Here is a 19,005-nt window from a genome sequence, read left to right on the forward strand (position 1 = left end):
CGCGTCAGCGCTTGTCGAGTACCGGAGCCGTCGCCGTGGCGGATGCCAGCGCGACGAACTCCTCCTGCGACCCGGAACCGGTGAGCATCGCGCGGGTGTCGCCGAGATCGGCCACCCAGTACGGTTCCGTGTCGTCGTTGCCGTAGACCACCCAGTTCAGCCCGGCGATGGCCTCCGCGCCGCCGGCGGACACCCGTGATCCCTCGGTCTTCGAGCGGACCAGCTCGTCCTCGGAGGCGTCGCTCTGGGTGAGCGAGAGGAAATTGCCGTTCTCGGTGACGAAGCCGACGGTGCTGGACTGGAACTCCGAGCCCGAGACAGGGCCACGGTTCGCCGAGTTCGGGATCCACTGATCGGGCACGTCGGGACTGCGCACCGGGAAGGTCAGCGCATTCGCGTCCGCCTGCAGGGACGCCCCCAGATCGATGCGAGGAACCTCACCCGCCTCGGGGCCGCCCACACGCAACGAACACTGACCGGCGATGGCCGCGATCACCAGGCATGCGAGAAGAAGCGGGATCAGGGACCAGGCCATGTCCTTGTTGTTCTGCAGGTACCTGGGTTTCTTGTCGGCCACCTCTCCAGTATCGCACCGAGCGCGCGGGGGCTCGCCATCCGCGCAGCTCCGCGCTTCCCCCGGCAGGCCGGGGCCGTGCGACTAGTGCGACAATCACGCCGAGTCTTTTTCGCCCGAGTCGATGTTCATTCCGTGCGGACGACGCCCGTCAGTCGGGCTGCGAACCGCGCCATGTGCAAGGAGGCACAGCCCCATGACGGCCAACACCGACGTTCCCACGCAGATGGCGCCGGATCGAAACCTCGCGCTCGAACTCGTCCGCGTCACCGAGGCCGGGGCGCTCGCGTCCGGGCGTTGGGTCGGCCGCGGCGACAAGGAGGGTGGCGACGGCGCTGCCGTGGACGCCATGCGCCAGCTGGTGAGCTCGGTGTCGATGCGCGGCGTCGTGGTCATCGGAGAGGGCGAGAAGGACGAGGCGCCCATGCTCTACAACGGCGAGCAGGTGGGCAACGGCAACGGTCCCGACGTCGACTTCGCCGTCGATCCCGTCGACGGCACGACGCTGATGGCCAAGGGCATGCCCAACGCGATCTCCGTGCTCGCGGTGGCCGAGCGCGGTGCGATGTTCGATCCGTCGGCCGTGTTCTACATGGAGAAGATCGCCGTCGGCCCCGACTACGCCGATGCCATCGACATCACCGCTCCGGTCGCCGAGAACATCGCCCGGATCGCGAAGATCAAGAAGGGGTCGTCCTCGGACGTCACCGTGTGTGTGCTCGACCGTCCCCGCCACACCGAGCTGATGCAGCAGATCCGCGACACCGGTGCCCGCATCCGGTTGATCTCGGACGGTGACGTCGCCGGCGCCATCGCGGCCGCCCGCCCGGACTCGGGCACCGACATCTTGATCGGCACCGGCGGCACGCCCGAGGGCATCATCGCCGCGGCGGCCATGCGCTGCATGGGGGGAGCACTGCAGGGCCGGCTCGCCCCGACGGACGACGACGAGCGCCAGAAGGCCGTCGACGCAGGCCACGATCTCGATCGCATCCTGAACACCAATGATCTGGTCGCCGGGGAGAACGTCTTCTTCACCGCGACCGGCGTCACCGACGGCGATCTGCTGCGCGGAGTGCGCTACTCCGGCGGCGGTGCCCACACGCAGTCCATCGTCATGCGCTCCAAGTCGGGCACCGTGCGGATGATCGACGCGTACCACCAGCTGAACAAACTGCGGGAGTATTCGTCCGTGGACTTCGACGGTGACACCTCCGGCGCCGTCCCGTCCTTCTGACGCGCACTCCGACTTCCCGACCCATCTACCGAGGCACGAGGTACATGACAGACAACGACCAGCAGTTCCGCATCGAGCACGACACCATGGGAGAGGTTCGCGTACCCGTCGACGCGCTGTGGCGTGCGCAGACACAGCGCGCCGTCGAGAACTTCCCCATCTCGGGCCGCCCCCTCGAGCGCACCCAGATCCGCGCGATGGGGCTGCTCAAGGCCGCATGTGCACAGGTCAACAAGGACCTGGGTCTGCTCGATGCGGACAAGGCCGACGCCATCATCGCGGCGGCCGGCGAGATCGCGGACGGCAAGCACGACGATCAGTTCCCCATCGACGTGTTCCAGACCGGCTCGGGCACCAGCTCCAACATGAACGCGAACGAGGTCATCGCGAGCATCGCGAAGAACGCGGGCGTCGAGGTGCACCCCAACGACCACGTCAACATGTCGCAGTCGTCCAACGACACGTTCCCCACCGCGACGCACGTCGCCGCGACCGAGGCCGCGGTCACCAGCCTGATCCCGGCCCTCGAGTACCTGCACACCGCTCTGGCGGCCAAGGCGACCGAGTGGAAGACCGTCGTGAAGTCGGGCCGCACCCACCTCATGGACGCGGTGCCCGTCACGCTCGGCCAGGAGTTCGGCGGCTACGCACGTCAGATCGAGGCCGGCATCGAGCGCGTGCAGTCCACGCTCCCCCGCCTCGGCGAACTCCCCATCGGCGGCACCGCCGTCGGCACGGGTCTCAACGCCCCCGACGGCTTCGGCCCGAAGGTCGTGACCGAGCTGGTGAAGTCGACCGGTGTCGACGCCCTCACCGCGGCGAAGAACTCGTTCGAGGCCCAGGCGGCTCGTGACGGTCTGGTCGAGGCGTCGGGCGCGCTGCGCACCATCGCCGTCTCGTTGACCAAGATCGCCAACGACATCCGCTGGATGGGGTCGGGCCCGCTCACCGGTCTCGGCGAGATCCGGCTCCCCGACCTGCAGCCCGGCAGCTCGATCATGCCCGGCAAGGTCAACCCGGTTCTCCCCGAGGCGGCCACCCAGGTGGCGGCGCAGATCGTCGGCAACGACGCGGCGATCGCCTGGGGCGGCGCAGCCGGAGCCTTCGAACTCAACGTCTACATCCCCATGATGGCGCGCAACCTGCTCGAGTCGTTCACGTTGCTCGCCAACGTCTCCCGCCTGTTCGCCGACAAGTGTGTCGACGGCCTCGTCGCCAACGAGGAGCACCTCAAGCAGCTCGCCGAGTCGTCGCCGTCCATCGTGACACCTCTCAACAGTGCGATCGGCTACGAGGAAGCTGCGGCCGTCGCCAAGCAGGCCTTGAAGGACAAGAAGACCATTCGCGAGGTCGTCCTCGAGCGTGGACTCGTCCCCGAGAAGTTGTCGGAAGAAGAACTCGACAAGCGCCTCGACGTCCTGGCGATGGCCAAGGTCCAGGACTGACCCAGCACTCCCCGCCCCGCATCACGGCGAAACGCTGTGGTGCGGGGCGATCAGGAGGAGTGTGACGTGTCATGACACGAACTGCAGTGGCACTCCTCGGCGGCGCCGCCGCGATCGGCGCGGCGCTGGCCGCCCCCACGCTGGCGTCCGCCGGACCCGTTCCCGACGGCGTCTACGTCGGCACCACGCCCGAGGGCGCTCCCGTCCCGCTGTGGGACGGCAAGACCATCACCGGCGACACGACGGTCAACCGACTTCTCGGCGTGAACGCGATCCCGGGCGACGTCTACCGCGCCCCGAGCATCGCGACCGGGGCCGACGTGGTCCACGTCGACTACTCGCGCCTGTCCCCCGCCTTCGGAGCCGTCTTCCACGACGAGATGACGCGCGACGCCGTGAACCCGAACCGTTGGAACGGCACCGTGTACTTCGTCGGTGCCGGTCAGCCGGTGGTGGTGGGCGGGTTCGCGATCACGCGCTGATCAGGACGCGGCAGTGGCGAGTGCGCTCTCGAGCTCTGCGCGGGCCGCGAGGCCGTCCTCGCCGAGGCCGTCGAGGGTGAACACGTTCCACGCCTCGAGCAGGGGCTTGATCACCTCTTCGGTCTCGATGGTGCGGTCGTAGAGCCCGATGCCGGCGAGCAGTTCGGCGCTGCCGCCGCGGCCGGGGAGATCGACGGTGGGGACCGAGAAGGACGCGACGGTGTCGGCGATGGCGCGGACGGCGCCGTCGGCATCGACGCGGATCGCGGCGGAGACCAGGTCGGTGAAGAGCGTGGTCTGCAGCTCGTCGTCCTCGGCGATGCGGTCGAGGATGCTCGACAGGAGAGCGTCCAGCGACGACGCGGAGGCGCGACGGTGGCGCACGGCCGCTGCGCGCTCGTCGAGGGCGAACTTGGCGAGGATGTGCAGCACGTGCAGAGACGGTGCGGAGTAGCCGGTGGTCATGTGCTCGATGCGCACACGCTCGAGATCCACCGGGTCGACCGCGCGAGTCGTCATGAGGTAGTTGCGCAGCACGATGGCGTGCCGGTTCTCCTCCGCGGTCCACCGGCCGATCAGCTTCCACCAGACGTCGCTGCTCCGGAGAGCGAACGCCAGGTCGCGGTGGTACTCGGGCAGGTTGTCGGCGACCAGCACGCTGACGGTGGCACCGACGACCTCGGCGTCACCGAGCGTCACCTGCTCCGGAGACCAGTCCTCGCCGCCGAGGAACGCGAAGTTGCGACCCGAGTCCCACGGAACGTAGTCGTGGGGCTGCCAGTCCCGAGCAGCGTCGATGTGCTTCTGCAGCAGGTGCGCGGCATCGGCTTCGAGCTCGCTCAACAGGTCCTGGTCACTCTTCGGCATCACAGCAGCATAACGGCCGTAGGTGTCCACTCCGAACCTTCGGACCGCGCGACGCGGATTCCGGTGATCTCCCTGACAAAGAGGTCGGTGATAGTTCGGCGTCACACCGCGCCGGGCGGTCCGTGCCGCCCGGCGCGAACGGTGACTCAGGCCGGCCCGAACTCCTCGAGCATCTCGGTGACCAGTGCGGCGATGGGCGAGCGCTCCGAACGGGTCAGCGTGATGTGGGCGAAGAGAGGGTGCCCCTTCAACTTCTCGATCACGGCGGCGACACCGTCGTGGCGTCCGACCCGCAGGTTGTCGCGCTGTGCCACGTCGTGCGTGAGCACCACGCGTGATCCCGTGCCGAGCCGCGAGAGCACCGTCAGCAGGACGTTGCGTTCCAGCGACTGCGCCTCGTCCACGATGACGAACGAGTCGTGCAGCGACCGTCCGCGGATGTGCGTGAGCGGCAGCACCTCGAGCATGCCGCGTGCGGTGACCTCCTCGATGACCTCCGGACTCGCGAGACCGTCGAGCGTGTCGAACACCGCTTGCGCCCACGGGCCCATCTTGTCGCTCTCGCTGCCGGGCAGGTAGCCGAGCTCCTGGCCGCCGACCGCGTACAGCGGCCGGAACACGACGACCTTGCGATGGGTCCGTCGTTCGAGCACCGCGTCGAGGCCCGCGGTGAGCGCGAGCGCGGACTTGCCGGTGCCGGCCTTCCCGCCGAGCGAGACGATGCCGATGCTCTCGTCGAGCAGCAGATCCAGGGCGACGCGCTGCTCGGCGGACCGGCCGTGCAAGCCGAACGCCTCACGCTCGCCGCGCACCAGCTGCACCTGCTTGTTCGCCGTCACCCGACCCAACGCGCTGGATGTGCCGCCGAGTAGTCGAACACCGGTGTGGCACGGCAACTCTCGCGCTTCGTCGATGTCGGCGAATCCCTCGGCGAACAGGCCGTCGATGGTCGCGCGCGACGCCTCGATCTCGGCCATGCCCGTCCATCCCGACGGGACGACGTCGTGAGCGTGGTACTCGTCGGCCGGCAGACCCACCGCACCGGCCTTGACGCGCAGCGGGATGTCCTTGCTGACCAGCACCACGTCCTTGCCCTCGGCGGCGAGGTTCAGTGCGCACGCGAGTATCCGCGAGTCGTTGGAGTCGGTCCGGAAGCCGACGGGAAGAACAGCGGGGTCGGTGTGATTGAGCTCGACCTGCAGGGTGCCGTTCTCGGTGCCGATGGGCACGGGCTGATCGAGGCGCCCGTGGCGGATCCGCAGGTCGTCGAGCATCCGCAACGACTCGCGCGCGAACCACCCCAGTTCGTGATGGTGCCGCTTGCCCTCGAGCTCGCTGATGACGACGAGTGGAAGGACGATCGCGTGCTCGGCGAACCGAGTCACGGCCCAGGGGTCCGAGAGCAGAACCGAGGTGTCCAGCACGTAGGTGCGGACGGAAGAACCGGAGCGAGCTGCAGTCACGTGGGGCTCCTAAGGACGCGCGGTCACCGCGCATCCGTCGATCGCTGGACCGGTCGATCCCGACACCGCAGGGACCGGGGCCGGCCCCTCCCGACCGAATGACTCAGTCATGTGTGAGGACCTCCCGTACGGACGGCTTCCCCGCCACCCGCACTGCTGACGCTAGACCGGATCGGGGGCGCAGGCTCGGCGACACGTGGGGACGTGTGGGTGAACTCTGCGTTACACGCCCGTGCGCCTTTCGCGCATCCAGGAGTACGCAAAAGGCGCACGGGGCCGAAGGCCACGGTGTTAACTTCGGCCGATGCAGAACGCGCAGGAAATGCAGCAGCTCAGGGGAACCCACGGCACCGTCGCCTACCGTTCCTGGCCGTCCACCACGCCGGGATTCGTCGCGCTGCTCGCGCACGGATACGGCGAACACTCGGGTCGCTACGGCCACCTGGCGTCGACCCTGACGTCGGCCGGAGCGGCGGTGTACGCACCCGACCATCACGGGCACGGGCGGTCCGACGGGACGCCCGCCGAGATCACGGACGTGGACGGCATCGTCGCCGATCTGCACTCGATCGCGGACATCGCCCGCGGCGAGCACCCCGATCTACCGGTGATGCTGCTGGGCCACTCGATGGGTGGTCTCATCGCCACGCGCTACGCGCAGACCCACCCCGGCGAGCTGGCGGCACTCGTGCTGTCCGGTCCGCTGGTCGGGCAGAACCCGGCCTTCTCGATGCTGCTGTCGATGGACGAGATCCCCGAGATCCCGATCGACCCGTCCGTGCTGTCCCGCGACCCCGAGGTCGGCGCCGCCTACCAGGCGGACCCGCTGGTCTTCCACGGCCCCTTCGCGCGCGTCACCCTCGAGACCTTCACGGCCGCGGTGGAGACGGTGGCGTCCTCCGGCACTCTCGGCGACCAGCCCACGTTGTGGCTGCACGGCGGCGACGATCAGCTGGTGCCGCTGGAGACGACGACCGAGGCGATGCGCTCGCTGCGCGGCCCGTCGTTCGAGGAGAAGGTCTACCCCGGTGCGCGGCACGAGATCCTGAACGAGACCAACCGCAGCGAGGTCGAGTCGGACATCCTCGACTTCCTGGGCCGCGCCGGCCTGCCGCTCACTCGCGACTGAGGTCGCGGACGATCGACGAGTAGAGGCCGGGGCGGCGGTCCACCAGGTAGGGGTTGTCTCGATGGGCCGCCGCCACGACCTCGGTGTCCACCGTGCCGAGAATCAGGCCGGTCTCGTCGTCGAGCCGGTCGACCACCTCGGCGTCGGGGCCGACGATGCTGCTACGGCCGACGTAGGTGGTGGCGCGCTCGGTTCCGACGTGGTTGACGTACGCGACGTAGAGCTGGTTCTCCCATGCGCGGGTGCGGATGACGACGTCGGCCACGAACGTGAACGGCACCATCTGCGCGGTGGGAACGAGCAGGGCGTGCGCGCCCGCGAGGGCCGCGGCTCGGACGTTCTCTGGGAACTCGACGTCGTAACAGATCATCAGACCGAGCCGCACCCCGCGGAAGTCGACGACCGTCACCGAGTCGAGCCCGGGCGAGTACCACTCCCGGTCGAGCTCACCGTAGAGGTGCGACTTGCGGTGCTGCGCGATCACACTGCCGTCCGCATCGACGAGTGCGACCGTGTTGTACACCGCTCCCGCCTCGGTCTCCGGCAGACCCACGAGCAGCGCGATGCCGCGGCGGCGCGCCAGTGCGCACACCTCGGAGAGAAGGTCCCGTGACGTCAGGTCACCGAGGCGATCGCCGATGTCGTACCCGGTCACGAACATCTCCGGCGTGACCAGGAGGTCGGCTCCGCGCGCCAGAGCCGCCCCCGCGGCTCCGTCGAGTTCCGCGAGGTTGGCGTCGACGTCACCGGGTGACCCCGCCGTCTGCAGACCCGCCACGGTGAGCCGCATGTCGGATCAGCCCAGCAGTCCCCAGCCCTCGAGTCCCTCGTACAGCGGGAAGTCGTGGGCGAGCGTGCTGACGCGACCACGCAGGTCGTCGGTGGCCTCGCCGGTGGCGAGCGCCGTCGCGATGATGTCGGCGACCTCGGTGAACTCGGCCTCGCCGAACCCACGGGTCGCGAGCGCCGCGGTACCGATACGCAGACCGGAGGTGACCATCGGCGGGCGCGGATCGAACGGCACCGCGTTGCGGTTCACGGTGATGCCGACCTCGTGCAGCAGATCCTCGGCCTGCTGGCCGTCGAGCTGCGAGTTGCGCAGGTCCACCAGCGCGAGGTGGACGTCGGTTCCGCCCGTCAGCACCGAGACACCCTTGTCGGAGACGTCGGCGCCGGTCAGCCGCTCCGCGAGCAGCGACGCACCGAGCAGGGTGCGTTCCTGACGCTCCCGGAACTCGGGAGTGCCGGCGATCTTGAAGGCGACGGCCTTGGCCGCGATCGCGTGCATGAGCGGACCGCCCTGCTGGCCGGGGAACACCGCGGAGTTGAGCTTCTTCGCCCACTCCTTCTTGGCGAGGATGATGCCCGAGCGGGGCCCACCGAGGGTCTTGTGGACGGTGGAGGACACGACGTCCGCGTAGGGCACCGGCGACGGGTGCACACCGGCGGCGACGAGCCCGGCGAAGTGCGCCATGTCGACCCACAGAAGCGCACCGACCTCGTCGGCGATGGAGCGGAACGCGGCGAAGTCCTGGTGCCGCGGGTAGGCCGACCATCCGGCGATGAGCACCTGTGGGCGTGCGTGCAGCGCCTGCTTGCGCACCTCGTCCATGTCGATGCGGTGGTCTTCCTTGCTCACACCGTAGGACTCGACCTCGTAGAGCTTGCCCGAGAAGTTCAGCTTCATGCCGTGCGTCAGGTGGCCGCCGTGCGCCAGGTCCAGACCCATGATCTTGTCGCCCGGGTTGATCAGAGCCATGAGAACGGCGGCGTTGGCCTGGGCGCCCGCGTGCGGCTGCACGTTGGCGAACTCGGCACCGAACAGCTCCTTCGCCCTGGTCCGAGCCAGATCCTCGACGATGTCGACGTGCTCACACCCGCCGTAGTACCGACGACCGGGGTAACCCTCGGCGTACTTGTTGGTGAGGACGCTGCCCTGCGCCTGGAGCACCGCGCGGGGAACGAAGTTCTCCGACGCGATCATCTCCAGGGTGTCGCGCTGGCGTCCCAGCTCGCCGGCCATCGCCGCGGCGACCTCGGGATCCACCTCGGCGAGGGAGGCGGTGTCGATGTTGGTGGCAGAGACGGGCGCAGCAGTCATGCCGCCGAGTCTAATGCCCGTGATCAGCGCAGTTGAGACGGGATGAGGGGTTCGTCGAGCAGCCGCTCGAAGCGGTCGGCTCGGCCGTCCGCCGAGTCGGCCCGGTGCAGCCACGAGTGCAGCAGGCGATACCCCTCGACATAGGTGCTGGTGTAGGCACGCCAGAGCGGTGAGGACAGGAATCGCAACATCTGACGGGCGCGTTCCGGTGTCGCGAGCGACCACTGCCCCAGGAACGCGGCCACGTCGTCCTGGCTGCGGTGCTCGTCGTGCAGCAGCAGCGCGGCGTCCTGACGCACCCCCAGCAGCTTCGCCGACGCGGTCTGCAGCGCCTCGGCGCGTTCCCCGTCGAATCGCAGGCCGAGGTCGGCGTAGATCTCCTGCGCCCACACTCCCCAGCCCGGCCCGACGATCGACTCGAGCGCCAGGTCCGCGAGGCCCTCGGCCATCAGGCACTGCGGAGTGTTGACGACGAAGAGCGTCTGCTCCGCCTGCCCGGCACCGCGCACGAGCCCGGCCTCCTTGCGGCAGTGCTCGGTGTGGTGGCCCGGGTACGACTCGTGTGCGATGAGATGGGGCAGATGCGCCATGTGCTGCTTGAGGTCCGAGTTGATCGCGACGGTGGACCGGTAGTCGCCCAGGTAGTAGTTGAACCCGGACCACGGCTTGTCACCCACCACCTCGTAGGTGACCTTCTCGGTGTCGGGCAGCGGGTACCGGCCGCGCACCTTGTCGCGCAACGCACTGGAGAACGCCTCGACGCACTCGGCGAGCCGCTCGGGCGGGATCTCGTCGGCCACGCGGTGAGCGCGCACCCGCTCCCCCAGTGGCCCCGCCCCGCCCAGCACCTCGTCCATCAGGCGATGTGCCTCGCGGTAGTCGTCGGTGTCGCCCGGTGCGATCGCGACGTCGAAGTAGTCGTGCACCTCGTCGACGAATCCGATCTCGTCACCGGCCAACTTCCGTGCCGACGTCTCGAGCGCGCGCAGGTGGACGTCGAGGAACGCGGCGCGGTCCTCGGAGAGCCCCGACGAGGGCAGTTCGGTCCGCAGTTCCGCCGCCCGCCGCGCCAGCGCGCGGGGTTCGGGCGGGGGCGCGTTCTCGACCTGGCGTCGCAGAGCGGGGTCGCCGGTGTAGGCATCGACGAACCCCTCCTCGAGGCGATCGAAGGACAACCCCAGCACGAGGTAGTCGTGGACGAGAGTGTCGGCGTGCATGACGCTCGACTCTAGTCACGCACCACCCGGCTGTCGGTTCGCCGGAGCCACCCAGCACAATTCAGTCATGGAGGCAGCGTGTCCCGAGTGAGCGAGTCGAGTCCGTACGTCGAATTCGACCGTCGACAGTGGCGCACTCTCCGGAACGCGACACCCCTGGTCCTGACCGAGGACGAGCTCACCGGCCTGCGCGGTCTGGGCGAACAGATCGACCTCGACGAGGTCGCGGAGGTCTACCTCCCCCTCGCTCGACTCATCCATCTCCAGGTGGCCGCCCGCCAACGCCTGTTCGCGGCGACGGCCACGTTCCTCGGGGAGAAGACGCCGGACCGCCAGGTCCCGTTCGTCATCGGCATCGCCGGCAGCGTCGCCGTCGGCAAGTCCACGACCGCGCGCGTGCTGCAGGCACTGCTGGCGCGATGGGAGCACCACCCGCGCGTGGACCTGGTGACGACGGACGGGTTCCTTTACTCGTCGGCCGAGCTGGTGCGTCGAGGAATCATGCACCGCAAGGGTTTTCCCGAGAGCTACGACCGGCGCAAGCTTCTGCGCTTCGTCACCGAGGTGAAATCCGGCGCCGAATCCGCACGCGCACCCGTGTACTCGCACGTCTCGTACGACATCGTGCCGGGCAAGTACACCGAGGTGCGACAGCCGGACATCCTCGTCATCGAGGGACTCAACGTCCTGCAGACCGGTCCGCGCCTCATGGTCTCGGACCTCTTCGACTTCTCCATCTACGTCGACGCCCGCATCGAGGACATCGAGAAGTGGTACGTCGACCGCTTTCTCGCCCTGCGCTCCACGTCGTTCGCCGACCCGGCCTCGCACTTCCACCACTACTCGGGACTGTCCGACGAGCACGCCAGGATCGCGGCCGCGGACATCTGGCAGTCGATCAACCGGCCCAACCTGGTGGAGAACATCCTGCCGACGCGCCCCCGCGCCACCCTGGTGCTGCGCAAGGACGCCGACCACACCATCAACCGGCTGCGCCTGCGCAAATTGTGACGACCGGCCTCCGGCCTGCCCGGCTCCGGCTCAGGTACCGAATCTCCGGTGCCGCGCGGCGAAGTCGCGCAGCGCGCGCAGGAAGTCGACGCGGCGGAACTCGGGCCAGTAGGCCTCGGTGAACCAGATCTCCGAGTACGCGCTCTGCCACAGCAGGAACCCGGACAACCGCTGCTCCCCCGACGTGCGGATCACCAGATCCGGATCCGGCTGGCCCGACGTGTAGAGGTGCGAGTCGATGCCCTCGACGGTGACCGAGCGGAGCAACTCGTCCCCGTCGGCACCGTCGGACAGCCGTTCCGCGATGAGCGACTGCACGGCGTCGGCGATCTCCTGACGGCCGCCGTACCCGACCGCGACGTTGACGTGCGTTCCCGAGCGGCCGGCCGTGCCGGCGGCGGCCTCCTTGAGGCGGCGGGCGGATTCGGCGGGAAGCAGATCCATCGTGCCGACGATCTTCACGGACCAGTTCTTTCCCGGTCCGCTGATCTCCTCGACGACGTCGGTGATGATCTCGAGCAGCGAGTCGAGCTCGTCCGGTGACCGGCGCAGGTTCTCGGTGGACAACAGGTAGATGGTGGCCATCTCGACGCCGGCCATGTCACACCACGTGAGCAGCTCCGCGATCTTGAGCGCGCCCATCCGGTGCCCGTGGCTGACGTCGGTGAAGCCGTTCTCCCGGGCCCAGCGACGATTGCCGTCGCACATCACGGCTACGTGCCGAGGGTGCTGAGCGCCCTCGAGCTGACGCAGCAGGCGCCTCTCGTAGAGCGTGTACAGCAGACCGCGAGCCTTCACCCAGCTCCCCACTTCGACAGAATTGTTCAGCAGGTGATCACCCTACGCCCGCAGTACGACGCGATCGGCGTGACCGACTCGTCACCGCGCCGCATGATGGTTCCGTGGCGTACGGGGTACCCGGCTCCGACCGCACACGAGAGAACAGGAGCAGTCATGACTGTTGTCCGGGACACCACGGCGAGCGTCGATGCCGTGTGGAACGTGCTCTCCGACGGGTGGAGCTACGCGACGTGGGTGGTGGGCGCCTCGCGCATCCGCGCCGTCGACCCCGAGTTCCCCGCGCCCGGCTCGCGGATCCACCATTCGGTCGGGCTGTGGCCCGCCGTGCTGAACGACGAGACGCGGGTACTGAGCATGACGGAGGGACGCGAGGTGACACTCGAAGCGCGCGGGATGCCGGCAGGCAAGGCGACGATCGTCCTGCGCCTGACGCCGCGAGGCTCGGGGTGCCGGATCGAGATGATCGAGCACGCTCGGACCCTCCCGTTCTCGCTCGTTCCCGAGTCGGTCCAGCACGCACTCGTGTATCCCCGCAACACCGAGACGACACGGCGACTCGCGCTGCTGGCCGAGCGTTCCGCGGTTCCCCGATGACGACCACGACGGTGGACGCCGTCGTGATCGGAGCGGGCCACAACGGACTCGTCGCGGCGTCCGTGCTCGCCGACGCAGGATGGGACGTCGTCGTCCTGGAGTCCGCCCCGGTGCCCGGCGGCGCGGTCCGCAGCGCCGAGCTCACCCCGGGATACGTGAGCGACCTGTTCAGTGCCTTCTATCCCCTCGGTGCGTCGTCCCCGGCGTTCACGGCGCTCGAGCTCGACCGCCACGGACTCCGCTGGACCCACTCACCCGTCGTCTTCGGTCACCCGCGCTCGCCCGACGACGAGGACGCCCCGGTGGTCCACCACGATCCCGAGGACACCGCCGCCATGCTGGCGGAGCACGATCCGCGCGACGGCGAGGCGTGGATGTACGTGGTGGATCAGTGGAACCGGATCCGCGATCCTCTGCTGCACTCGCTGTTCGGCAGCTCCTTCCCGCCTGTCAAGGGTGCCGCGACGCTCTTCCGGCGCCTCGGGACCGCGGAGACACTGCGGTTCCTGCGCTTCGCAGTACTCCCGGCCCGGGCGATGGCGCACGAGTTGTTCCACAGCGAGGCTGCGCGATGCCTGCTGCTCGGCAACGCCATGCATGCCGACGTCCCCACCGACGCACCCGCGAGCGGCATCATGGGCTACCTGCTGACGATGCTCGCGCAGGATGTCGGCTACCCCGTCCCGGTCGGCGGTGCGCAGGAGCTGACCAGCGCGCTCGTGCGCCGTGCCGAGAGCGCCGGGGCGCGGGTCGTCTGCGGAACCGAGGTGACCTCGATCGACGTCTCCGGCGGTGTCGCCCGCGGCGTGCGGACGGCAGGCGGCGACACGTACGTCGCACGGCGAGCCGTCGTCGCAGACGTGTCCGCTCCCGCGCTGTACGGCTCGCTGTTGCCGCGGGACGCGGTTCCCGCCCGGGTGCACAGCGATCTCGAGAAGTTCGAGTGGGACACCCCGGTGGTGAAGATCAACTACGCGCTCGACTCCCCGATCCCGTGGCGCTCGAAGAGTCTGAACGAGGCGGGCACGGTGCACGTCGGCGCAGACGACGACGGTCTGGTGCGGTGGAACGCCGACCTGGTGACAGGCCGCATCCCGGAGCGGCCGTTCATGCTGTTCGGTCAGATGACGACCGCGGACGCCACCCGCTCCCCGGCCGGGACGGAGAGCGCATGGGCGTACACACACCTCCCCCGCGGTGTGACGGACGACGCCTCGGGCGACCTGCTCGCCGAGCGGGTCGACACCGTCCTCGAGGAGTACGCGCCCGGGTTCGCGGCGTCGATCGTCGGCAAGCACGTCCAGCGGCCGGGCGACCTGACAGCGGACGACGCCAACCTGTTCGGTGGCGCGGTGAACGGCGGAACGTCGCAACTGCAGCAGCAGTTGGTGTTCCGGCCCGTTCCCGGACTCGGACGTACGGAGACTCCCGTCGGTCGGTTGTTCCTCGGGAGCGCGTCCGCCCATCCGGGCGGCGGCGTGCACGGGGCACCGGGACTGGCTGCGGCGAGGGCCGCGTTGGCGAGCGACGGTGTGCGCGGATGGGTTCACCGCAAGACGATCAGTGCCCTGATGATTCTGACACTCGGTGACCGCTAGTTCGGCCACGGTCGGAGCGCGAACCTACGGTACCGTAGGTTCGTGACTGTCTTCGGGCTCGACGAACTGCCGGTGAAGCCGCGCATGCGCGGATGGATCCACCTGTACGCCTTCGGGGTGTCGGTGGTCTGCGGGATCGTGCTCGTGGTGCTCGCCTACTCGGCGGTGTCCGTCCGGGCCGGTCTCGCGATCACTGTCTACGCCGTCGCGACGTGCGGTCTCTTCGGAGTGAGCGCGACATACCACCGCGTCCACTGGCAGACCGTGCGCAGCCGGACGTGGATGAAGCGCGCCGATCACTCGATGATCTTCCTGTTCATCGCCGGCAGTTACACGCCGTTCGCAGTGCTCGGGCTGCCGAGCCGCACCGGCACCATCGTGCTGATCGTGGTGTGGGCCGGTGCGCTGGCCGGAGTGACGCTGAAGATGCTGTGGCCCACGGCCCCTCGCTGGCTGGGCGTGCCCCTGTATCTCGTGCTGGGCTGGGCCATCGTGCCGGTCGCGGGCGAACTCACCCATCGTGTGGGCGTCGGACCGATGGCACTGCTGGTGGCGGGCGGCGTGTTCTACAGCATCGGCGCGGTTCTCTACGCAACGAAATGGCCCAACCCGTGGCCCACCACGTTCGGCCATCACGAGTTCTTCCACGCCGCGACGGTCGTCGCCGCGGTGTGCCACTACATCGCCGTGTGGCTGGTGCTCTTCACCTGATCCGGCGTCACCGGACCAGGAGTGCGGTCAGGTCCTCGGGGTCGGTGACCGGTCGGTCGCACACGAAGCCGTGACACACGTACGCGGCCGACTCGCCGCTCACCAGCGGGCGATCCGCGAGCAGCGGGACCGAGTCGGGCGGACCCGCGACCACCACCGTGCCGCCGGCGGCGACGCGGCGGGCGGTGCGTACGAGGTCGTCGTCGACCGACTCCGTGGCGATCGCCACCTGCACCGGTCCCGCCACCGCGGCTTCCGCGACGGTCAACCAGTGGCCGGCCGACCGGGGTGCCCGCTCGAGCAGGATCGACGCTCGCGCCAGCGACCTGTCCGCCGCCGCACCGAAGCGCGAGGAGTTCTCGCTGGACGCGGCCACCGTCAGCAGAGCCTCGGTGATCAGTGCCGCTCCGGACGGGGTCGCGTTGTCGAGTGGATCGCGAGGCCGGGTCACGAGCGTCTCCGCGTCGTCGGCGGTGTCGAACCAGCTGCCCGGCTGCTCAGGATCGGCGAAGTGGTCGAGCGCGACGTCGAGTACCTCCTCCGCCGCCGTCAGCCAGCGTGCCTCCCCGGTCGCCTGGTGCAGCGCGGCGAGAGCGACGGCGAGTGCGCCGTGATCCTCCGCGATAGCCGCCGCATCGCCCACGACACCGCCCAGGGACGCACGCCGTAGTCGGCCGTCGACGCGGTGCAGGTCCAGGATGCGGTCCGCGCAGCGTGCTGCCGCATCGACCCAGTTCCGGTACCCCAGCGCGGCGCCGCCCTCGGCCAGCGCCGTGATCGCGAAGCCGTTCCAGGCGGTCACCACCTTGTCGTCGCGCCCCGGCTGAGGACGCGTGGCACGCGACGCGGCCAGTGCTGCGCGCATGCGTGCGAAACGCTCGGGGTCCGTCGGTTCGGCCCGCAGCTGCAACACGGACGCCCCCTCCTCGAACGTGCCCGTGTCGGTCACCCCGAACACCTGTGCGGCCCGAGCCCCGTCCTCGTCGCCCAGCACCTCGACCAGCTGCGCGGGTGTCCACGCGTAGGTCAGACCCTCCACCCCGTCGGTGTCGGCGTCCAGGGCGGAGGCGAAGCACCCGTCGTCCGTGCCGAGATCGCGCAGGAGGAAGTCGGCGGTGTCGACGGCCACACGATGAGCGAACGCATCGCCGCGGCGCGCCAGGTGAGCGTAGAAGCGCAGCAGCAACGCGTTGTCGTAGAGCATCTTCTCGAAGTGCGGCACCACCCAGTCCGCATCGACGGAGTACCGAGCGAAACCGCCCCCGAGCTGGTCGTACATCCCGCCGCGGGCCATGGCGTCGGCGGTACGGCCCACCGCAGCGCGGGCAGGCTCCGACCCGGTGCGCTCGACGTGGCGGAGCAGTCCCTCCACGAGAGACGACGGTGGGAACTTCGGTGCTCCGCCGAAGCCGCCGCGCGGCACGTCCTCGTCCGCCAGGACGCGCGCCACCGCCTCGTCGAGCAGGGCGGCGTCGACGACGCGGTCGCCCTCCGGAATGCCCGCGGCGGTCCTGCGCAGTTCCGCGACCACCGAGGCCGACGCCTGCTGCACCTCGTCACGACGGGTGCGCCACGTCTCGGAGATGGCCTCGAGCAGCTGCGTGAACGACGGCATCCCCTGCCGAGGTGTGGGCGGGAAGTAGGTGCCGCAGTAGAACGGTTCCGCGTCGGGGGTGAGGAACGCCGTCATCGGCCAACCGCCCTGACCCGTCATCGCGACCGTCGCGTTCATGTAGACGGCGTCGATGTCGGGACGTTCCTCGCGGTCGACCTTGATGCACACGAAGTTCGCGTTCATGATCTCCGCGATGGCGTCGTTCTCGAACGACTCGTGTGCCATCACGTGACACCAGTGACACGCCGAGTAGCCCACCGACAGCAGGACCGGGACGTCTCGTTCGCGAGCCCACGCCAGGGCGTCGTCACCCCACTGCTGCCAGTGCACGGGATTGTCGGCGTGCTGACGCAGGTAGGGGCTCGTCGAGTCGGACAGGGTGTTGCGCTCACGGGTGGCCACCCCTGCAGTGTCCCCCGTGACACCCGGCGCAATCACCGCTCGGGTCGCAAACCCCTCACCGCTCGGGTCGGAAGCCTCCGCGGTCCGTGCCCTCGTCCGCCGCCTGGTCCGGCGTCGGATCCTCCGGCTCGAAGGACGCCGGAAGCTTCTTGAAGTGCGCGTTCATCGACCGCACCAACAGGGCGGTACCGATGAGCAACAGCACGATGATGACGAGGCCGACGGGTGACGCCTTACCGAACTCGGGCCCGGTGTTGTTCTGCGCCAGTATGATCGACGCGCTGAGCACGGTCATCTAGGACTCGATCCCGGCGAACAGGTCGGTCTCGGGCAGCGACGTGCGCACGCGGGTCCGCGCCAGCTCGTACTCCTCGGTCGGCCACAGCTTCTTCTGCACGTCGACCGGGACCGCGAAGAAGCGGCCGTTCGGATCGATCTGGGTGCGGTGCGCACGCAGTGCGTCGTCGCGCTGCTGGAAGTAGTCCGCGCACTCCACCTGGGTTGTGACGCGCTCCATGATCTCGCCGCGATCCTTCGGCCACTGCGCGAGCCATTCCGTGAACGGCCCCTCCTGACCGGAGGCGATCATCTCGTCGTCGAACAACTGCATGCGCTGGCGGATGAAGCCGTGGGAGTAGTAGAGCTTCGAGACCTCCCACGCCTCGCCCGTTCCGGGGAACTGCTCGGGATCGCCGGCCGCCTCGTACGCGGCGACCGACACCTCGTGGCAGCGGATGTGGTCGGGGTGGGGGTAGCCACCCTTCTCGTCGTAGGTCGTCATGACGTGCGGCTTGAAGTCGCGCACCACGCGCACCAGAGCCTCGGTCGACTCCTCGAGCGGCACCAGCGCGAAGCATCCCTCGGGAAGCGGCGGCAGCGGATCTCCCTCCGGCAGACCGGAGTCCACGAACCCCAGCCACGTCTGCTGCACCCCGAGAATGGCTGCGGCAGCGGCCATCTCCTCCTTGCGCACCTCGGACATGCGCTCGCGCACACCGGGGATGTCCATGGCCGGGTTGAGGATGTCGCCGCGCTCACCGCCGGTGAGCGTGACCACCAGCACCTCGTTGCCCTCGGCCGCGTAACGCGCCATGGTGGCAGCGCCCTTGGAGGACTCGTCGTCGGGATGGGCGTGCACTGCCATCAGTCGCAGTCCGCTCACGTGTGCCTCACTTCAACTATCGGTGGTGCTCCGGTTCCGGTCCGGGCACCTCCAATAGTTCCACTTCGTCCGGTACCCCGCCGAGGCGGTACCGGGTCCGCGGGTAAGTTCGACGGCGATGTCCACCACGCCGCAGAGTCTCCCCGAGGGTCGCTACCCCACCAGTCGGGGAATCGCCCCGTCCCGTGTCCTCGCCGTGGCTCTGACGCTGCTGGTCATCGCGCTGGGCGTGGCCGTCGCCTACCTCGGATACACCAAGTTCACCACCCCCGACGTCGACGGGACCATGGTGTCGTTCGACATCGTCGGCGAGGACCGCGTCGACGTACGCCTGAACGTGACCAGGGACGACCCGTCCCAGCCCGCGGTCTGCATCATCCGATCGCGATCGCGCGACGGAACCGAGACCGGGCGACGCGAAGTACTGATCCCGGCGTCCGATAACGGCACCGAGGACGTCCGCAGCTTCGTGATCACCTCGGCCGCGCCGGGCCTCGCCGACCTCTACGGATGCAGCCTCGACGTGCCGGAACATCTCACACCTCGGTGACCGTCGGGTGCCGACCAAGAAACCACGAAGTTCTTTCGTGGTAAAA

Annotated in this window: 19 protein-coding genes; 9 read left to right on the forward strand and 10 right to left on the reverse strand. The window is 69.0% G+C overall.

From position 1 onward, the window contains the following. Positions 1-4: 4 nt before the first annotated feature. Positions 5-577 carry a DUF4245 domain-containing protein gene (locus HQ312_RS07010; protein ID WP_027503923.1) on the reverse strand — a complete coding sequence of 191 codons (573 nt, stop codon included), beginning with the start codon at positions 575-577 and terminating at the stop codon, positions 5-7. Between the two features lie 193 nt (positions 578-770). On the opposite strand from HQ312_RS07010, the gene glpX reads away from it, so the two are divergent. From glpX to HQ312_RS07025, 3 genes are all read left to right on the forward strand, one after another. Next, positions 771-1,811: a class II fructose-bisphosphatase gene (gene glpX, locus HQ312_RS07015; protein WP_222638192.1), complete on the forward strand. Its 1,041-nt coding sequence runs from the start codon at positions 771-773 to the stop codon at positions 1,809-1,811. Positions 1,812-1,855: 44 nt separating this feature from the next. After that, positions 1,856-3,256 carry a class II fumarate hydratase gene (locus tag HQ312_RS07020; RefSeq protein WP_027503925.1) on the forward strand — a complete coding sequence of 467 codons (1,401 nt, stop codon included), beginning with the start codon at positions 1,856-1,858 and terminating at the stop codon, positions 3,254-3,256. A gap of 71 nt (positions 3,257-3,327) precedes the next feature. Then, a complete protein-coding gene (locus tag HQ312_RS07025; RefSeq protein WP_222638193.1) occupies positions 3,328-3,738 on the forward strand; it encodes a hypothetical protein in 411 nt (136 codons plus the stop codon). Here HQ312_RS07025 and HQ312_RS07030 read toward each other — a convergent pair whose 3' ends face one another. Together HQ312_RS07030 and HQ312_RS07035 are read right to left on the reverse strand one after the other, a co-directional pair. Further along, positions 3,739-4,605, reverse strand: coding sequence for an acyl-ACP desaturase (locus HQ312_RS07030; protein WP_222638194.1), 867 nt, complete (start codon positions 4,603-4,605; stop codon positions 3,739-3,741). Positions 4,606-4,751: 146 nt separating this feature from the next. After that, positions 4,752-6,068, reverse strand: coding sequence for a PhoH family protein (locus tag HQ312_RS07035; RefSeq protein ID WP_027503928.1), 1,317 nt, complete (start codon positions 6,066-6,068; stop codon positions 4,752-4,754). 304 nt (positions 6,069-6,372) lie between these two features. Between HQ312_RS07035 and HQ312_RS07040 the strand changes: the two genes are divergently transcribed. Then, positions 6,373-7,197, forward strand: coding sequence for an alpha/beta hydrolase (locus HQ312_RS07040; RefSeq protein WP_027503929.1), 825 nt, complete (start codon positions 6,373-6,375; stop codon positions 7,195-7,197). Here the strand turns inward: HQ312_RS07040 and HQ312_RS07045 are convergent. Genes HQ312_RS07045 through HQ312_RS07055 form a run of 3 tightly spaced genes read right to left on the reverse strand, consistent with a single transcriptional unit; the run spans position 7,184 to position 10,515 of the window. Next, the gene (locus tag HQ312_RS07045) at positions 7,184-7,987 is read right to left on the reverse strand and encodes a carbon-nitrogen hydrolase family protein (RefSeq protein WP_056447370.1); all 804 of its coding nucleotides are present in this window, start codon (positions 7,985-7,987) and stop codon (positions 7,184-7,186) included. The two genes, HQ312_RS07040 and HQ312_RS07045, sit on opposite strands and share 14 nt — an antisense overlap. Positions 7,988-7,993: 6 nt before the next feature. Further along, positions 7,994-9,298: a serine hydroxymethyltransferase gene (glyA, locus tag HQ312_RS07050; RefSeq protein WP_027503931.1), complete on the reverse strand. Its 1,305-nt coding sequence runs from the start codon at positions 9,296-9,298 to the stop codon at positions 7,994-7,996. A gap of 23 nt (positions 9,299-9,321) precedes the next feature. Next, on the reverse strand, positions 9,322-10,515 hold the full coding sequence (locus tag HQ312_RS07055) for a DUF885 domain-containing protein (protein WP_222638195.1): 1,194 nt from the start codon (positions 10,513-10,515) through the stop codon (positions 9,322-9,324). Positions 10,516-10,593: 78 nt separating this feature from the next. Here HQ312_RS07055 and coaA point away from each other — a divergent pair, with 78 nt between their 5' ends. Next, positions 10,594-11,526 (forward strand): type I pantothenate kinase, encoded by a 933-nt coding sequence (coaA, locus tag HQ312_RS07060; protein ID WP_027503933.1) that lies wholly within the window; start codon positions 10,594-10,596, stop codon positions 11,524-11,526. Between the two features lie 30 nt (positions 11,527-11,556). On the opposite strand, the gene HQ312_RS07065 is transcribed toward coaA, so the two are convergent. Continuing rightward, positions 11,557-12,324, reverse strand: coding sequence for an isoprenyl transferase (locus HQ312_RS07065; protein ID WP_027503934.1), 768 nt, complete (start codon positions 12,322-12,324; stop codon positions 11,557-11,559). Between the two features lie 156 nt (positions 12,325-12,480). Here HQ312_RS07065 and HQ312_RS07070 point away from each other — a divergent pair, with 156 nt between their 5' ends. The 3 genes from HQ312_RS07070 to HQ312_RS07080 are packed head-to-tail and all read left to right on the forward strand — an operon-like array spanning position 12,481 to position 15,230. Then, a complete protein-coding gene (locus tag HQ312_RS07070) occupies positions 12,481-12,921 on the forward strand; it encodes an SRPBCC family protein (RefSeq protein ID WP_222638196.1) in 441 nt (146 codons plus the stop codon). Beyond that, positions 12,918-14,519 carry an NAD(P)/FAD-dependent oxidoreductase gene (locus tag HQ312_RS07075; protein ID WP_222638197.1) on the forward strand — a complete coding sequence of 534 codons (1,602 nt, stop codon included), beginning with the start codon at positions 12,918-12,920 and terminating at the stop codon, positions 14,517-14,519. The genes HQ312_RS07070 and HQ312_RS07075 overlap by 4 nt, the downstream gene beginning before the upstream one ends. A gap of 42 nt (positions 14,520-14,561) precedes the next feature. Next, positions 14,562-15,230, forward strand: coding sequence for a hemolysin III family protein (locus HQ312_RS07080; RefSeq protein WP_056447363.1), 669 nt, complete (start codon positions 14,562-14,564; stop codon positions 15,228-15,230). A gap of 7 nt (positions 15,231-15,237) precedes the next feature. Here the strand turns inward: HQ312_RS07080 and HQ312_RS07085 are convergent, their stop codons facing one another. From HQ312_RS07085 to mca, 3 genes are read right to left on the reverse strand one after another with little or no spacing between them, the layout of a single operon-like run. Further along, on the reverse strand, positions 15,238-17,247 hold the full coding sequence (locus HQ312_RS07085) for a thioredoxin domain-containing protein (RefSeq protein ID WP_222638198.1): 2,010 nt from the start codon (positions 17,245-17,247) through the stop codon (positions 15,238-15,240). Between the two features lie 55 nt (positions 17,248-17,302). Beyond that, on the reverse strand, positions 17,303-17,542 hold the full coding sequence (locus HQ312_RS07090; RefSeq protein WP_027503939.1) for a hypothetical protein: 240 nt from the start codon (positions 17,540-17,542) through the stop codon (positions 17,303-17,305). After that, on the reverse strand, positions 17,543-18,391 hold the full coding sequence (gene mca, locus HQ312_RS07095) for a mycothiol conjugate amidase Mca (protein ID WP_037184227.1): 849 nt from the start codon (positions 18,389-18,391) through the stop codon (positions 17,543-17,545). A gap of 136 nt (positions 18,392-18,527) precedes the next feature. Here mca and HQ312_RS07100 point away from each other — a divergent pair, with 136 nt between their 5' ends. Further along, the gene (locus HQ312_RS07100; protein WP_222627459.1) at positions 18,528-18,959 is read left to right on the forward strand and encodes a DUF4307 domain-containing protein; all 432 of its coding nucleotides are present in this window, start codon (positions 18,528-18,530) and stop codon (positions 18,957-18,959) included. The last annotated feature ends 46 nt before the right edge of the window (positions 18,960-19,005 follow it).

The organism is Rhodococcus sp. BP-316 (genome assembly GCF_019836105.1).
Lineage (GTDB): Bacteria > Actinomycetota > Actinomycetes > Mycobacteriales > Mycobacteriaceae > Rhodococcoides.

Coding starts and splice junctions, on each gene's coding strand:
- glpX (WP_222638192.1), top strand. CDS start 771: ATGACGGCCAACACCGACGTTCCCACGCAGATGGCGCCGGATCGAAAC.
- HQ312_RS07020 (WP_027503925.1), top strand. CDS start 1,856: ATGACAGACAACGACCAGCAGTTCCGCATCGAGCACGACACCATGGGA.
- HQ312_RS07025 (WP_222638193.1), top strand. CDS start 3,328: ATGACACGAACTGCAGTGGCACTCCTCGGCGGCGCCGCCGCGATCGGC.
- HQ312_RS07030 (WP_222638194.1), bottom strand. CDS start 4,605: ATGCCGAAGAGTGACCAGGACCTGTTGAGCGAGCTCGAAGCCGATGCC.
- HQ312_RS07040 (WP_027503929.1), top strand. CDS start 6,373: ATGCAGAACGCGCAGGAAATGCAGCAGCTCAGGGGAACCCACGGCACC.
- HQ312_RS07045 (WP_056447370.1), bottom strand. CDS start 7,987: ATGCGGCTCACCGTGGCGGGTCTGCAGACGGCGGGGTCACCCGGTGAC.
- glyA (WP_027503931.1), bottom strand. CDS start 9,298: ATGACTGCTGCGCCCGTCTCTGCCACCAACATCGACACCGCCTCCCTC.
- HQ312_RS07055 (WP_222638195.1), bottom strand. CDS start 10,515: ATGCACGCCGACACTCTCGTCCACGACTACCTCGTGCTGGGGTTGTCC.
- HQ312_RS07070 (WP_222638196.1), top strand. CDS start 12,481: ATGACTGTTGTCCGGGACACCACGGCGAGCGTCGATGCCGTGTGGAAC.
- HQ312_RS07075 (WP_222638197.1), top strand. CDS start 12,918: ATGACGACCACGACGGTGGACGCCGTCGTGATCGGAGCGGGCCACAAC.
- HQ312_RS07090 (WP_027503939.1), bottom strand. CDS start 17,542: ATGACCGTGCTCAGCGCGTCGATCATACTGGCGCAGAACAACACCGGG.
- mca (WP_037184227.1), bottom strand. CDS start 18,391: ATGGCAGTGCACGCCCATCCCGACGACGAGTCCTCCAAGGGCGCTGCC.
- HQ312_RS07100 (WP_222627459.1), top strand. CDS start 18,528: ATGTCCACCACGCCGCAGAGTCTCCCCGAGGGTCGCTACCCCACCAGT.